The organism is Mesorhizobium sp. M0772, assembly GCF_040320135.1.
GTDB lineage: Bacteria > Pseudomonadota > Alphaproteobacteria > Rhizobiales > Rhizobiaceae > Mesorhizobium.
In genome coordinates, this window is record NZ_JAMYPB010000042.1 from 1 (window position 1) to 14,032 (window position 14,032).

General features: G+C 63.5%; 9 protein-coding genes. 1 reads left to right on the plus strand and 8 read right to left on the minus strand.

Features of this window, described 5'->3' with window-relative positions; translation table 11 throughout:
• Positions 1-107 precede the first annotated feature (107 nt).
• Positions 108-1,148 carry a D-xylose ABC transporter substrate-binding protein gene (xylF, locus tag NKI06_RS23305; RefSeq protein WP_352987381.1) on the minus strand — a complete coding sequence of 347 codons (1,041 nt, stop codon included), beginning with the start codon at positions 1,146-1,148 and terminating at the stop codon, positions 108-110.
• 265 nt (positions 1,149-1,413) lie between these two features.
• Here xylF and NKI06_RS23310 point away from each other — a divergent pair, with 265 nt between their 5' ends.
• Entirely contained in the window at positions 1,414-2,649 is a 1,236-nt protein-coding gene (locus NKI06_RS23310) for an ROK family protein (protein WP_023683969.1), read from the plus strand.
• A gap of 30 nt (positions 2,650-2,679) precedes the next feature.
• Here the strand turns inward: NKI06_RS23310 and phoB are convergent, their stop codons facing one another.
• From phoB to NKI06_RS23345, 7 genes are all read right to left on the minus strand, one after another.
• Positions 2,680-3,369: a phosphate regulon transcriptional regulator PhoB gene (phoB, locus tag NKI06_RS23315; protein ID WP_023822590.1), complete on the minus strand. Its 690-nt coding sequence runs from the start codon at positions 3,367-3,369 to the stop codon at positions 2,680-2,682.
• A gap of 16 nt (positions 3,370-3,385) precedes the next feature.
• Positions 3,386-4,090: a phosphate signaling complex protein PhoU gene (gene phoU / locus NKI06_RS23320; RefSeq protein ID WP_352519829.1), complete on the minus strand. Its 705-nt coding sequence runs from the start codon at positions 4,088-4,090 to the stop codon at positions 3,386-3,388.
• Between the two features lie 40 nt (positions 4,091-4,130).
• A complete protein-coding gene (gene pstB / locus NKI06_RS23325) occupies positions 4,131-4,955 on the minus strand; it encodes a phosphate ABC transporter ATP-binding protein PstB (RefSeq protein WP_023715020.1) in 825 nt (274 codons plus the stop codon).
• A gap of 17 nt (positions 4,956-4,972) precedes the next feature.
• Positions 4,973-6,289 (minus strand): phosphate ABC transporter permease PstA, encoded by a 1,317-nt coding sequence (gene pstA / locus NKI06_RS23330; RefSeq protein ID WP_023715021.1) that lies wholly within the window; start codon positions 6,287-6,289, stop codon positions 4,973-4,975.
• Entirely contained in the window at positions 6,286-7,746 is a 1,461-nt protein-coding gene (pstC, locus tag NKI06_RS23335; protein WP_023806534.1) for a phosphate ABC transporter permease subunit PstC, read from the minus strand. The genes pstA and pstC overlap by 4 nt, the downstream gene beginning before the upstream one ends.
• A gap of 95 nt (positions 7,747-7,841) precedes the next feature.
• Positions 7,842-8,870 carry a substrate-binding domain-containing protein gene (locus NKI06_RS23340; protein ID WP_023670113.1) on the minus strand — a complete coding sequence of 343 codons (1,029 nt, stop codon included), beginning with the start codon at positions 8,868-8,870 and terminating at the stop codon, positions 7,842-7,844.
• A 496-nt stretch (positions 8,871-9,366) separates the two neighbouring features.
• Positions 9,367-13,929, minus strand: coding sequence for a PAS domain-containing hybrid sensor histidine kinase/response regulator (locus tag NKI06_RS23345; protein ID WP_502900609.1), 4,563 nt, complete (start codon positions 13,927-13,929; stop codon positions 9,367-9,369).
• Positions 13,930-14,032: the final 103 nt, after the last annotated feature.

Consider the following 14,032-nt stretch of genomic DNA (forward strand, 5'->3'; position numbering starts at 1 on the left):
GCCCCACCCCCTTTATGTTGCCCGCCTTGGGGTAAAACAAAAATTCCTGGAATAAAACCCGCCGGGGGTTCCCCCCCGGGGCGCCTCATTTCTTCAAGTCGTCGAGATCAGTTGCAAGCCGCGACGCTGCCGGCGGCGACGCCCGTGCAGACTTCGTCCTTCTTGATCCAGCCGGCGTCAATGACGACGTTGAGGTTGTCCTTGGTGATCGCGACGGGGGTCAGGAACAGCGACTTGACGGTGTTGCCGCCAGGCGTGGTGAAGTCCTTGGCGCCGGCAATGTCGCCCGTCTTCTTGCCATCGGCAAGCTGCGAGGCGATCTCGGCGGCGTTCTTGCCGAGTTCGCGCGCGTCCTTCCACACCGACACCGTCTGCGTGCCGAGCGCGATGCGGTTCAGAGCGGCATGGTCGCCGTCCTGGCCCGAGACCGGAACCGTTCCGGCAAGGCCCTGCGCCGTCAGCGCGGCGACAACGCCGCCGGCGGTGCCGTCATTGGCCGCAACCACGGCATCGACCTTGTTGTCATTGGCGGTCAGGAACTGTTCCATGTTCTTCTGGGCATTGGCCGGCAGCCAGCCATCGGTATAGGCCTCGCCGACATTCTTGATCTTGCCCGAGTCGATGGCTTCCTTGAGCACTTCCATCGAGCCCGAGAACAGGAAATCGGCATTCGGATCCGAGCCCGAGCCCTTGATGAAGACATAGTTGCCTTCGGGCTTCGCCTTGAACACTTCGCGGGCCTGCATGCGGCCGACTTCCTTGTTGTCGAAGGTCAGGTAGAAGACGTCCTTGTTCTCGATCAGGCGGTCATAGCCGACGACCGGAATGCCTTCGTCCAGCGCCTTCTGCACCGCCGGGCCGACGGCCGAGGCGTCCTGCGCCAGGATGATCAGCGAGTTGGCGCCCTGCGAGATCAGGCTTTCGACGTCGGTCAGCTGCTTGCCGGGATTGGACTGCGCGTCGGCCGAAATGTACTTGTCGCCGGCAGCCTCGATCGCCGTTTTCATCGCCGCCTCGTCGGTCTTCCAGCGCTCTTCCTGGAAGTTCGACCACGACACGCCGATGACCTTGTCCTTCGCCTGCGCGACCGACATCAGCGCCAGCGACATGGCGACACCCGCCAGCATGGCGGCTGCAAATCTGTTCATTATAACCCTCCCTGCGCCGCCCACGGCGCGACAAAACCGGCCCGAAGGCCTGCACAAAGAGGCTCCATTTTTTCGAGCCTCGAAAAAATACTGGTTCAATGATAAGGCACTGTCAACATCGATTATGATGGATTCTGATGGCGTTGCCGAATTTTTTCGAGCTCCGCAATAAACAATGACAGGGCTGCCGGCGTCTGCCAATATTTGGCTGGTGCCGTCGAACGCCTTCACTATCATGAGGCGCGAGGAGGCCGGGAGGAAACAAATGTCGGTTGGGATCCGCCACGACGATCTGCGCCGTCGCAACCGTGCGATGGTGATTTCGGCCGTGCGCCGGGCCGGCCAGCCGTCGCGGACCGAGATTGCGGCGACCACCGGCCTCAGCCATTCGACGATATCGGCAATCTCGTCTGATCTAATTCAAGAAGGCATCCTGATTGAAGGCAAGCCTGGCGAGACCGGCTCGCTGAAACGCGGCCGGCCGCAGGTCGGCCTTGGCCTCAACCCGGAAGCGGCGGCGGTCATGACCGTGGTGCTGTCGCTGAACTTCCTCTCCGTCACCGTCATCGACTATGCCGGCCAGGTGGTCGCGGAAGAACAGCGCCGGCTCGACACGCTGACCATGCCGCGCGACGAGCTGATCGGCGAATGCGTAGCAATCGTCGGGCGGCGTCTCGCGGACCCGGACCTCGATGTCCAGAGCATCGCCCGCATTGCCATGGGCATCCAGGGCATCACCGATTCGCAGGCGCGGGCCATGCTGTGGTCGCCAATCACGCCACTGACCGACATTGCCTTCGCCGACATGTTGGAAGCGGAATTCGGCATTCCTGCCACCATGGAGAACGACTGCAATATGATGGCGGTGGCCCTGCAATGGCGCCAGCCCGAGCGCTACCGCGACAATTTCATCGCGATCCTCTTGTCGCACGGCATCGGCATGGGGCTGGTGCTGAAAGGCGAACTGTTCACCGGCACCCATTCCTCGGGCGGCGAGTTCGGCCACATGATCCACCGTCCGGGCGGCGCGCTCTGCCGCTGCGGGCGGCGCGGCTGCGTCGAGGCCTATGCCGGAAACTACGCCATCTGGCGCAGCGCCAAAATGATGAGCGAAGATGCCGAGCCGGTCGATATCGGCGACGCTGATATGCGCGCACTCGCCGCGCGCGCCCGCGAAACCGATGGCCCGGAGCGCGAAGCCTATCGCAAGGCCGGTGAGGCGCTCGGCTTCGGCCTCGGCAGCCTGTTTGCGCTGATCGACCCGGCGCCTGTCGCCATGGTTGGCGTCAGCGCCGCCGCCTTCGACCTGATCGAGCCGGCATTGCGCGAAGCGATCGCCCAGACCGCCGGCGGCCAGCACTCGAAGTCGATCTCCTTCGACACCGAGCCCAACGAGCTGCCGCTGATCCGCGAAGGCTGTGCCATGCGCGCGCTCGGCTTCGTCGATCAGGAGATTTTCGCGCCGGGCATTCAGGCCAAATCCGGCAAGCATGTCGCCTGAATGGCCGGCAACGGCGCGACGCGCAGCATCCTAGTCTTCCCTGATCGCGTAGCCGGCGCCGCGAATGGTACGGATGACATCCGGCATGCGGCCGTTGTTGACCGCTTTGCGTAAGCGCCCGACATGGACGTCGACGGTTCGCTCGTCGATATAGATCGTCTCGCCCCAGACATTGTCGAGCAGTTGGCTGCGCGAGAACACGCGGCCGGGATGGCGCATCATGAATTCGAGCAGCCGGAACTCGGTCGGTCCGAGCCTGATCTCGCTCTTCTTGCGGTAGACACGGTGCGACTCGCGGTCGAGCACGATGTCGCCGACCTTGAGCACGCTGGACAGCACTTCCGGCTTGGCCCGGCGCAGCAGCGCCTTCACGCGCGCCATGAACTCCGGCGTCGAGAATGGCTTGACCAGATAGTCGTCGGCACCGGTGGACAGGCCGCGCACGCGATCGCTTTCCTCACCGCGCGCGGTCAGCATGATGATCGGCAGCCGCTCGGTTTCGGGCCGCACTCTAAGCCGCCGGCAGAGCTCGATGCCGGAAACAGCGGGCACCATCCAGTCGAGCACCAGGAGATCGGGCACGTTTTCCTGCAGGCGGATCTCGGCCTCGTCGCCGCGTGTCACCACCTCGACCTGATAGCCTTCGGATTCGAGGTTGTAGCGGAGGAGCACGCCCAGCGGCTCCTCGTCCTCCACGACCATGATGCGTGGCGCGATCATAGGCAGTTCACCCTCATCAGGCCGGCGTGGCCATCGCCGTCTCGTCCTGCTTCGGACGATTGGCGGGCAATTGCTGGCCGGTCAGCACATAATACGCATTTTCGGCGATGTTGGTGACATGATCGCCGATGCGCTCAAGATTCTTGGCGCAGAACAAGAGATGCGTGCAGGCGGTGATGTTGCGAGGGTCTTCCATCATGTAGGTCAAAAGCTCACGAAACACGGACGTGTATTTGACGTCGATGCGCTCGTCGTCATTCCTGAGTTTTGCAAGAGCTGCCGCATCGGTGGCGGCATATTCCTCGACGACGCCTTGCACCTGGATCAGCACCAGTTGCGCCATGGCATCGATGGAGTGCGAGAAGTCGCGCGGCGTGACGCTCAAGCCCACGGTGCCGACGCGTTTGGCGATGTTCTTGGCGAGATCGCCGATGCGCTCGAGGTCGCCCGCCATGCGGATCGAGCCGACCACGGCGCGCAGATCGTTGGCCATCGGCTGGCGCTTGGCGATCAGCGTGATGGCGCGGTCGTCCAGTTCGCGCTGGCGCGCATCCATGATGGCGTCGTCGGAAACGACACGCTGTGCCAGCGCATTGTCCGAATTGAGCAGCGCCCTGGTCGAGCCGCTGACCATCGAGCCTGCCAGATCGCCCATGTCGCGGATCAGCTTGCTGATCTGCCCGAGCTCTTCATCGAAGGAGGCGACGGTATGTTCACCCATGATCTTGGTCCTCGTGCCTGAAAATTCACCCGCCGGAGGCTCAGCCGAAGCGGCCGGTAATGTAATCCTGGGTGCGCTTGTCGTCGGGGTTGGTGAACATCTTGTCGGTTGCGCCCTCCTCGACGAGATAGCCGAGATGGAACATCGCCGTGCGCTGCGACACGCGCGCCGCCTGCTGCATCGAGTGGGTGACGATGACGATCGTGTAGTTCTGGCGCAGTTCGTCGATCAACTCCTCGACACGGGCGGTGGCGATCGGATCAAGCGCCGAGCAGGGCTCATCCATCAGGATCACCTCCGGCGACACGGCGATGGCGCGCGCGATGCACAGGCGCTGCTGCTGGCCGCCGGACAGGCCGGTGCCGGGCTCCTGCAGGCGGTCCTTGACCTCGTTCCAGATCGCCGCCTTCTTCAGGCTCTGCTCGACGATCTGGTCCATGTCGGACTTGCGCTTGGCCAGCCCATGGATGCGCGGGCCGTAGGCGACGTTCTCGTAGATCGACTTCGGGAACGGATTGGGTTTCTGGAACACCATGCCGACGCGTGCGCGCAGTTCGACGACATCGATGTTCTTGTCGTAGATGTCGTCTTCATCGAGCGTGATCTTGCCGGTCACCCGCGCCGAATCGATGGTGTCGTTCATGCGGTTGAGGCAGCGCAGGAAGGTCGACTTGCCGCAGCCGGACGGGCCGATCAGCGCCGTCACCTGGTTCTGGCGGACGTCGAGATTGACGTCGAACAACGCCTGCTTCTCGCCGTAGAAGACGCCGACCTTGTCGCCGCGCATCTTGATGACTTCGTTCGACTTGGCGTTCATTTTGTCGCCCACTGCATGCTCAAGGGACTGTTCGGTCATGATGTTCATACCAAATTGCCTTTTTTCTACCAGCGCCGCTCGAACCGGCGCCGGAGCACGATCGCGGTGATGTTCATGGCCATGAGGAAGACGAGCAGGATGATGATGGCGCCGGACATGCGCTCGACAAAAGCGCGCTCAGCCTCGTTTGCCCACATATAGATCTGAACCGGCAGCGCGGTCGCCGGATCGAAAGGCGTCGCCGGATAATCGGCGACGAAAGCGACCATGCCGATCAAGAGCAGCGGTGCTGTCTCGCCGAGCGCACGCGCCAGGCCGATGATGGTGCCGGTAAGGATGCCTGGGGCGGCAAGCGGCAGGATGTGATGGAACACCATCTGCATCTTGGAGGCGCCGAGACCTAGGGCCGCCGAGCGGATCGACGGCGGCACCGCGGCGAGGGCGGCGCGCGTGGCGATGATTATGGTCGGCAATGTCATCAAGGTCAGCACCAGGCCGCCGACGAAGGAAGCCGAGCGCGGCATGCCGAGGAAGTTGATGAACACGGCAAGGCCAAGCAGACCGAAGACGATCGACGGCACCGCCGCGAGATTGTTGATGTTGACCTCGATCAGGTCGGTGAAGCGGTTCTTCTTGGCGAATTCCTCGAGATAGATCGAGGCGGCGACGCCGATCGGCAGCGCCAGCAACAGCACGATCACCATCATGTAGAACGAGCCGATGATCGCCACGCCCATGCCCGACGTTTCGGGCCGGCTGGAGGCGCCATAGGTGAACAGGCCGGTGTTGAAATGCTCGGCCATCACGCCGTCGGCTTTAAGCTTGTTCATCCAGTCGATCTGCTGGTTGGACACCTTGCGGCGCGCTTCATCGACGCCGAGGTCGATCTGACCCTTGAAGGCCGAGTCGAGGTTCGCGGCAGCCAGGATGTCGACGTCACGCGTCCTGCCGATCACCGACGGATCGGCGGAGACGATGTCGCGCAGCTGGACGCGGGCGCCTTCCGACAGGAAGCCCTTGAGCTTCAGCATCATCGGCTTGTTGGCCGGATCGATGCCGAGCCTGGCCACCAGCGCGTTTTCGGCGAGCTTGGGATAGTTCGCCTTGATCAGCACGGTAGGGTCGGTGGCGCGCTTGCCGGAGGGATCGATCACCTTCTCGTCGAAGGTGACCGGCAGCGTCACCGTCGTCTGCCAGAAGGCGGTGTAGCCTTTCGAGACGATGGTGATCAGCATGATGGCCAGGAACGCCAGGCCCACCGAGATCGCAATCACGCCATAGATGCGGAACCGGCGTTCGGCGGCATAGCGCGCCTTCAGCCCGATGTCGCGGCGCGGACGCGCGACGGCACCCGCCATCGTGTCCAGGGGGATGTCGGTCATTCGTACTGCTCCCGGTACTTGCGCACGATGTAGAGGGCGACGATGTTCATCACCAGCGTCAGCGCGAACAGCGTCAGGCCGAGCGCGAAGGCGACCAGCGTCTGCGGCGAGTTGAACTCGAGATCGCCGGTCAGCTGGTTGACGATCTTGACGGTGATGGTCGTCATCGCCTCGAACGGATTGGCCGTCAGATTGGCGGCGACGCCCGCCGCCAGCACGACGATCATCGTCTCGCCGATGGCGCGCGACGCCGTCAACAGGATGGCGCCGACGATGCCGGGCAGTGCCGCCGGCAGGATCACCCGCTTGATCGTCTCGGAGCGCGTGGCGCCGAGGCCGAGCGAGCCGTCACGCATTGCGCGCGGCACCGCGGTGATGATGTCGTCGGACAAAGAGGACACGACCGGGATCAGCATGACGCCCATCACCAGACCGGCGGTGAAGATGCTCTGGCCCTGGATGAAGGGCGAGCCGCCGGTGAGTGCCGCCGACAGGTCGCGCAAGAACGGTCCGAGCGTGACAACGGCGAAGATGCCGTAGACGATGGTCGGAATGCCGGCCAGCAGTTCCAACGCCGGCTTGACCACCGAGCGCACACCGCGCGAGGCATATTCGGACATGTAGACCGCCGACATCAGCCCGACCGGCACTGCCACCAGAAGGGCGACGGCGGCGATGTAGAGCGTGCCGGCGAGAAGCGGGATCAGGCCGAACTGACCCTGGCTGCCGCCGGAACCGGCGGCGGCGAAACGCGGATCCCACACCGTGCCGAAGAAGAAGCTCATCGGCGACACGCTCTCGAAGAAGGTGATGGTCTGGAACAGCATCGACAGCACGATGCCGACCGTGGTCAGGATGGCGATGGTCGAGGCCGCAAGCAGCCCCCACAGCATCAGCTTCTCGACATTGTTGCGCGCCCTGGCGCGCGGCGCGATCTGCCTCAGCGCATAGAAGGCGCCGGCGACCGACAGCGCGAAGGTCAGCACGGCGCTGAACAGGCCGAGCCGGTCCTGGACCTGGTTCGCCTCGACCGCGATCGGAATCATATAGTCCTGGGTGTCGCTGGCCAGTGCCACGCCCTTGGCGGCGAGCAGCGGCTGCAATTCGGCGAAAGTAGCGGGAAGTGCGGTATCGCCATCGAGCCGGCGCAGGCCCTTGGCCAGGCTCTTCACCAGGCTGGCGTCGAGCGCTTCGCTGGCCACCTTTGTGTCGGCGGTGCGCTCGGGCAAAGCGGCATGGATATGCCGGTCGAGATAGAAGGAAGAGCCGATATCCCAGACGGCGAGCAAAAGGACGGCAGGCAGGACCGCGAGCAGAAAGGCCCACCAGCCATGATAATGCGCGCGCGAATGCGGCTTGACCTTGCCGGTATCCTGCGCCGCGGCGCGCTGGCGGCCGACCACAAAAGCGACCACGCCTATGGCGATGACTATGGCGAGTACGAGCAAGGACGACATAACCCACCCCAGGGAAAATTCAGATCGCCGCAGCCGTTGCGGCAAGCGGCGAAGTCAGGGCGCGGAGTTCATCCGCGCCCTGATCCGTCCGTTGATTACATTGTCTTTCCAGCGGCGAAGGCGTCGCGCTGGCCCTGACGTTCGGCGTCGGGAGCGGAAACCAGGCCGTACTGGGCGAGCGGGCTTTCCGGGCCGATCATCTGGTCATCAAGGAAGAACTCGACATATTCCTTGAGGCCGGGAACGACGCCCAGATGCGCCTTCTTGACGTAGAAGAACAACGGCCGCGACACGGGATACGTGCCATCGGCGATGGTCTGCGTCGAAGGCACGATGCCTTCCACGGTGGCGACCTTCAGCTTGTCGGCATTGTTCTCGTAGAAGGCGAGGCCGAACACGCCAACGCCGGTCTTGTTGGAGTCGATGCGGGCCAGCGTCTCGGTGTAGTCGCCATCAATGTCGACAGCCTTGCCGTCTTTGCGGATGGCGATGCAGGTCTTGCCGATTTCCTTGTCGTCGGCGATGCCGGCAGCCTTCAAAGCGGCCTTGTCGCAGCCGGCGTCGAGCAGCTTGGTCTCGAACACTTCACGGGTGCCGTGCTTCTCACCCGGGATATAGGCGGCGATATCCCAGTCGGGCAGCTTCGGATTGACCTGGTTCCACTTGGTGTTCGGGTTGTCGACCAGCTTGCCGTCGACCACCAGCTTGGCGGCGAGCGCCTTGTAGATGTCGGCGGGAACCAGCGCCCAGTCCGGACCCTTGATGTCGGTGGCAAAGACGATGCCGTCATAGCCGATGCGGACTTCCTGGACGTCCTTGACGCCGGCGTCGGCGCAGGACTTCAGCTCGTCCTTCTTGATCGGGCGCGAGGAGTTGGCGATGTCGATCGTGTCTTCGCCGACGCCCTTGCAGAACTCCTTGATGCCGGCGCCGCTGCCGCCGGACTCGACCACCGGGGTCTTGAAGTTGGTGAAGGTTTCGCCGAACTGCTCGGCGACGATCTTGGCGTAAGGCAGCACGGTCGACGAACCGGCGACCTGGATCTGGTCACGCGCAGCGGCGACACCGGACGATGCGGCGAACGCTACCGCCACGGCCGATGCCGTAACGAGGAATTTCTTCATGTGGCCTGCTCCTGTTCGGAAGATGGTCTCTTGGCGCCCTCTTCAAACCGGCGCCCGCTGAGGCCAATAGCCTTCGATTATTACAGTCGCATGACAGTTTCGTGTCAGCCCGGTAACGTCGCACAGACGTCTTGTGGGCCGCACCCTTTAAGCCGGTTGGTGGGAATGGAAGTTGCCGCTGGAATCAGACGCTTGCGCAATTCGTGCTGGCATCAAGTCCCGGCACACCGCAGGCCGCGATGCCGAGAAAGAAAAACCGGACGGGAGCGCGTTGCCCGTGGCCAGAGCGAATCTTGGCCGAGCCATCGCCAAAAACAGGTCCGTTGGGGTAGATTCGACGCTGTTTCTTGTCGGCGGTCGCTTGCTCCCGCCCGTAACTGAATGAGCGGTTTCGTTGCGACCATTGTCCTGACTGGGCGCTAGCTTTGATATGGTGCGATCGCACCATAGCCTTGGCTGTTGCGGCGCGGCCGAATCCCGGCGGCGCCGCAGGTTGCTATCCAGCGTCTCGTTGGGCTTCGCCTGATATGCCGACCCAGCGCTCGACCTTTTCGAGCAGCGCCCTGGGGCTGATCGGCTTGGGCAAATAGTCATCCATGCCGGCTTCCAGGCAGCGCTCGCGGTCGCCCTTCAAGGCATGCGCGGTGACGCCGACGATCGGGATATGCATACCCGTATGTTCTTCAAGCCGGCGAATTGCGGCGGTGGCCTCGAGCCCGTTCATCTCCGGCATCGAGACGTCCATCAGGATCATGCGCGGATTAAGCCGGCCGAAGGCATCGAGCGCCTTGCGCCCGTTGCCGACGATTTCGAAACTGTAGCCGGTTTCGCCGATTATCTGGGTGAACACCATCTGGTTTACTTCATTGTCCTCCGCAACGAGGATGTCGAGCCGGCGTTCATCCCCGGCGGCCCGGGCGCGGGCACGAACCGGCGGCGGTTGCAGTAGGGCCCGTTCCGAGGCAGCGAGCGGCGGCTTTGCCGGCGACGGTTCGTTCCTGCCGCCGCCGGAACCGCTGCTTGCCGCCGGCAGCACACGGCCACCCGTGATATTGTGATGGTGGCGCTGGATGGTGGCGACCAGCGTTTCCAGAAGCACCGAGGAGCGCGCCGGCTTGATCAGCTGGGCGTCGATGCCGAGATCGCGATAGCTGGTGTTGGCGAGCGACTGGTCGACCGAAGTCAGCATGATGATCGGCGTGTCGGCCAGCCCTGCGGTGCTGCGCACGACGCGCGCCATTTCGGCGCCGCTCATCCCCGGCATCTGATAATCGAGCACGACGCAATCGACCGGCACGCCACAGGCAGCCGCGGCAACCAGCACCTTGAGCCCTTCGGGTCCGCTTTCGGCGGCGCAGGAATCGAAGGTCCATGACGCCATCTGCTCGCTCAGGATCGATCGGTTGACGGCATTGTCGTCGACGATCAGCACCCGTGAGCCGGTCACGTCGACCGGCATGATCCGCCGTCCGGTCTGTTCCTCGGCCCTGGGCAATGTCACGGTGAACCAGAAGGTCGAGCCCTTGCCTTCGGCGCTCTCGACACCGATCTCGCCGCCCATCAACTCGACCAGCCGCGAGGTGATGGCGAGCCCGAGCCCTGTGCCTTCGTGGCGTCTGGTCGACGAGGTGTCGGCCTGACTGAATTTTTCGAAGACGAGCTTCAGTTTCTGCTGCGGAATGCCGATGCCGGTGTCGGTGACCGAAACGGTAAGCTTTGTCCCCGTCGGCCCCCTTTGTCCGGTCACGTCGACCAGCACGTGGCCTTCGTCGGTAAACTTCACCGCGTTGCCGACCAGATTGGTGACGATCTGCCTGACGCGACCGACATCGCCGACGAACAGGCTTTCCAGGCCCGGCTCGACGCGCACGATGAGCTCGAGGTCCTTCTCCTTGGCGCGGGTCGATATCAGCGTCGCCACGTCCTCGATCGCTTCGGGCAGGTTGAAGGGCGCAGGGTCGAGCACCAGCTGTCCGGCATCGATCTTGGAGAAGTCCAGTATGTCGTTGATGATGGTCAAGAGCGCGTTACCCGATTTGACGATGATGTCGGTGAACGTCTTCTGCTTGGGATCGAGGTCGGATTTGGCCAGCAACTCGGCCATGCCGAGTACGCCGTTCATCGGCGTGCGGATCTCGTGGCTCATATTGGCCAGGAATTCCGACTTGGCGCGGTCGGCCAGCACGGCGCGCTGGCGCGCCTCGCGCAGTTCGGCCTCGCGCAGCTTCAGTTCGGTGATGTCGGTGGTCGACCCAATCAGATAGAGCGAACCGTCGGACGCGATCATCGCGCCCTTGCGGGCGAACTGGTGGCGCACGCTGCCGTCGGCAAGCGTCACCGTTTCCTCGATCTCCTGTGTATCGCCTGTGCGCAGCACGGCGAGATCGCTGTTGACGAAGGCTTCGCCGTCCTCGCCGAAAATCTCGATGTCCGTTTTGCCGATCGCGTCTTCCCTGCGGAGGCCGGTGAGATCGCACCAGCCCTTGTTGACGTAGAGCTGCCTGAGGTCGGAGCGCTTGGCGTAGATCGACACCGGCACGTTGTCGATGAGATTGCGGAACACCTCGTTCTCGCGCATGCTCTCTTCCAGCGCCTGCTCGCGCGCCTTGACGTCGGTGATGTCGGTGCTGGAGCCGACCAGGTGCACCGACCCGTCGAGCGCCACCAGCCGGCTCTTGCGCGTCATCAATTGCCGCACCGTGCCGTCGCGATGGGTAACGGGCTCCTCGATCTCGCGGCCGCGGCCGGTGACGACGACCTCGGTGTCGTCATGGGTGTAGGTTTCGGCGTCGTCGATGCCGAAAAGCTGGAGATCGGTCCGGCCGATGACCTCCTCCTTGGGGATGCCGGTCAACGCACACCAGGCCTTGTTGACGAATTCCATGCTCAGATCCTGCGCCTTGATGAAGGCGGCGACCGGCAGTTCGTCCATGACGTGGCGGAACAGGTCGATCTGGCGCATGCTTTCCTGCAGCGCCTTTTCGCGGCTCTTGATCTCCGAGATGTCGACGCGCACGCCGATGAAGGTGCCGTCCTCGGTGCGCATATCGTAGACCTGATACCAGCGGCCGTCGGGATTGCACCGTTCGTAGGAGGAGTTCGGCAGGCGGTAGCGGGCGAGAATGGCATCCAGCCAGATGTCTCGATCGCCGTCATAGAGCTTGTCGGTCTCCGGATCGCCGCTGAAGCGGAAATATCCCACGGAATGTCCGAGTTCCAGGGCCTCGCGGAAGCTGCGGCCGGGCTGCCATGCCGGTTTCAGCGCCGGCAGCGTGTCCTGCAGCTTGCGATTGGCAAAGATGAACTTGTCGTCGCGGTCATAGATGATGACGGCCGCCGGCAGCGACTCCAGCACCGTGGCGAGGTTCTTGCGGGCGTCCTCGGCCTCGGTCTCGCGGCGCTTCATGTCGGAAATGTCGAACAGGAAACCGGCGACATAGTTGCGGCCACTGGGCATGCCGACGCGGTTCTTGCGCACGATGCGCGAGCGGCTGGCGCCCTCGGCGTCGAAAGTCTCCTCGACCTCGTAGGGCGTGCCGGTCGCCAGCACGGCGCGTTCGCTGTCTTCGAATTGCGCGGCGTCCTTTTGCTTGAGGAAGTCGCCGCCGGGCCTGCCCAGCATCGCTTGCGGGCTCTGTCCGAACAGTGCCGAAAACGCCTCATTGACGAAGACGAAACGCAGATTGTCGTCCTTGACGAAGATCGGGTCCTTGACGCCGTTGATCACCGCCTCGGCCAGCCGCGATTTCTCCAGCGCTTGGGCGAGTTCAGCCTCGCGATCCTTCATGTTGGTGACGTCGACATAGGAGATCAGCCTTTTGCCGCCGGCGAGCGGCGCCAGCGAGGCAATCAGCGTACGGCCGTCATTGCGTGGCAGTTGCCTGGAGCCAACCAGGCCGGCCGAGATTTCTGCTTCGCGCTCGGCGATGTGGCCCTGCCATTCGGCATCGTCAGCACCGTAAGGGTCCATATCGCGGCTGGCCTGCATCAGTTCGCGGAAGCCGCAGCCGATGCCGGCGCGTCGGGGATCGATTTCCCAGAAATCATAGAAGGCGCGGTTGATCACCTCCGCGCGCATCTCCGCATCGAGGACGAGCACGCCGATCGGCATCTGGTCGACCATCGTGCGAAGATTGGCGAAGGTCTCCGTAATTTTGGCGTTGGCACTCTCGATCTCGGCGTCGCGACGCTTGAGCTCGGAGACGTCGTAGTAGGTCAACAGCCGCTTGCCGCCGGACAACGCCGTCACGGAGAACATCATCGTCCTGCCATTGGCATGGAGAAATTCGCGTGGCGCAACCGAGCCGGCGCTGATCTCCTCGATGCGGGTGGCTAGGTAGTGCTGCCACTGCTGTTCATCGAGATCGCCGTAGATGCCGTTGCGGCGGTTGAGTTCCATCAACAGGCTGAACGGCGCGCCGACCGTGACGGCGCCGTCGGGAATCCTGGAGAGCTCGCGATAGGCCTTGTTGACGATGAGCGTGTCGAACTTCGCGTCAAGCACCACGACGCCCATATGCATGGCATCCATTGTCCGCTCGAGATCGGCGAGGTGCTGCGTAGCCTCGCCGGCCGGCGGATCGCTCTCGTCCTGCCGCAGTTCGTCCAGCGCACCGGCCAGTGCCGTGACGTTGCGGCCGATGCCGCGATAGCCGATGAATTCGCCTTCGCCGTCGAACCGCGGGGAACCGGTGATCGAAACCCAGCGGCAGCCGGGACGGCCGCCCTTCAACTCATAAACAAAGTCGCGAAACGGCCGATGCGCCTGCAGATCCTCCAGATGCGCGGCGGCGTGTCGATTGCCGTGCACCATCTGCTTGAGGAAATCGAAGCGGAAACGGCCAAGAATGCTGGCGGGATCGATGCCGGTGGCGGCCTGGTAGTTCTCCGAAAGCCAGGAAAAGCGCAGCTCGGCGTCGGTCTCCCAGACCCAGTCGGCGCCGGCCCCGACCAGTTCGCGCAGCGCTTCGGGCGAACCCCCGACGGACGTATCCTCGCCGTTCACCACCCCTTTTCGGGAACCGCGTCCGCCGCGTGTTCCAACAGTCCCGTCAGCCATCCCGTTCCCACCCCGAAAGCCAAGGCCGAACCCCCTCAGCGGTTCGCCGGCGGAATGTGCCCGAGAAGCATTAATGATCCGCTAACCATAACCAATCCAGACT

Excerpts from the sequence above, each read along its gene's own strand:
- NKI06_RS23310 (WP_023683969.1), top strand. The coding sequence starts at position 1,414 with ATGTCGGTTGGGATCCGCCACGACGATCTGCGCCGTCGCAACCGTGCG.
- NKI06_RS23345 (WP_502900609.1), bottom strand. The coding sequence starts at position 13,929 with ATGGCTGACGGGACTGTTGGAACACGCGGCGGACGCGGTTCCCGAAAA.
- xylF (WP_352987381.1), bottom strand. The coding sequence starts at position 1,148 with ATGAACAGATTTGCAGCCGCCATGCTGGCGGGTGTCGCCATGTCGCTG.
- pstC (WP_023806534.1), bottom strand. The coding sequence starts at position 7,746 with ATGTCGTCCTTGCTCGTACTCGCCATAGTCATCGCCATAGGCGTGGTC.
- pstA (WP_023715021.1), bottom strand. The coding sequence starts at position 6,289 with ATGACCGACATCCCCCTGGACACGATGGCGGGTGCCGTCGCGCGTCCG.
- NKI06_RS23340 (WP_023670113.1), bottom strand. The coding sequence starts at position 8,870 with ATGAAGAAATTCCTCGTTACGGCATCGGCCGTGGCGGTAGCGTTCGCC.
- phoU (WP_352519829.1), bottom strand. The coding sequence starts at position 4,090 with ATGGGTGAACATACCGTCGCCTCCTTCGATGAAGAGCTCGGGCAGATC.
- phoB (WP_023822590.1), bottom strand. The coding sequence starts at position 3,369 with ATGATCGCGCCACGCATCATGGTCGTGGAGGACGAGGAGCCGCTGGGC.
- pstB (WP_023715020.1), bottom strand. The coding sequence starts at position 4,955 with ATGAACATCATGACCGAACAGTCCCTTGAGCATGCAGTGGGCGACAAA.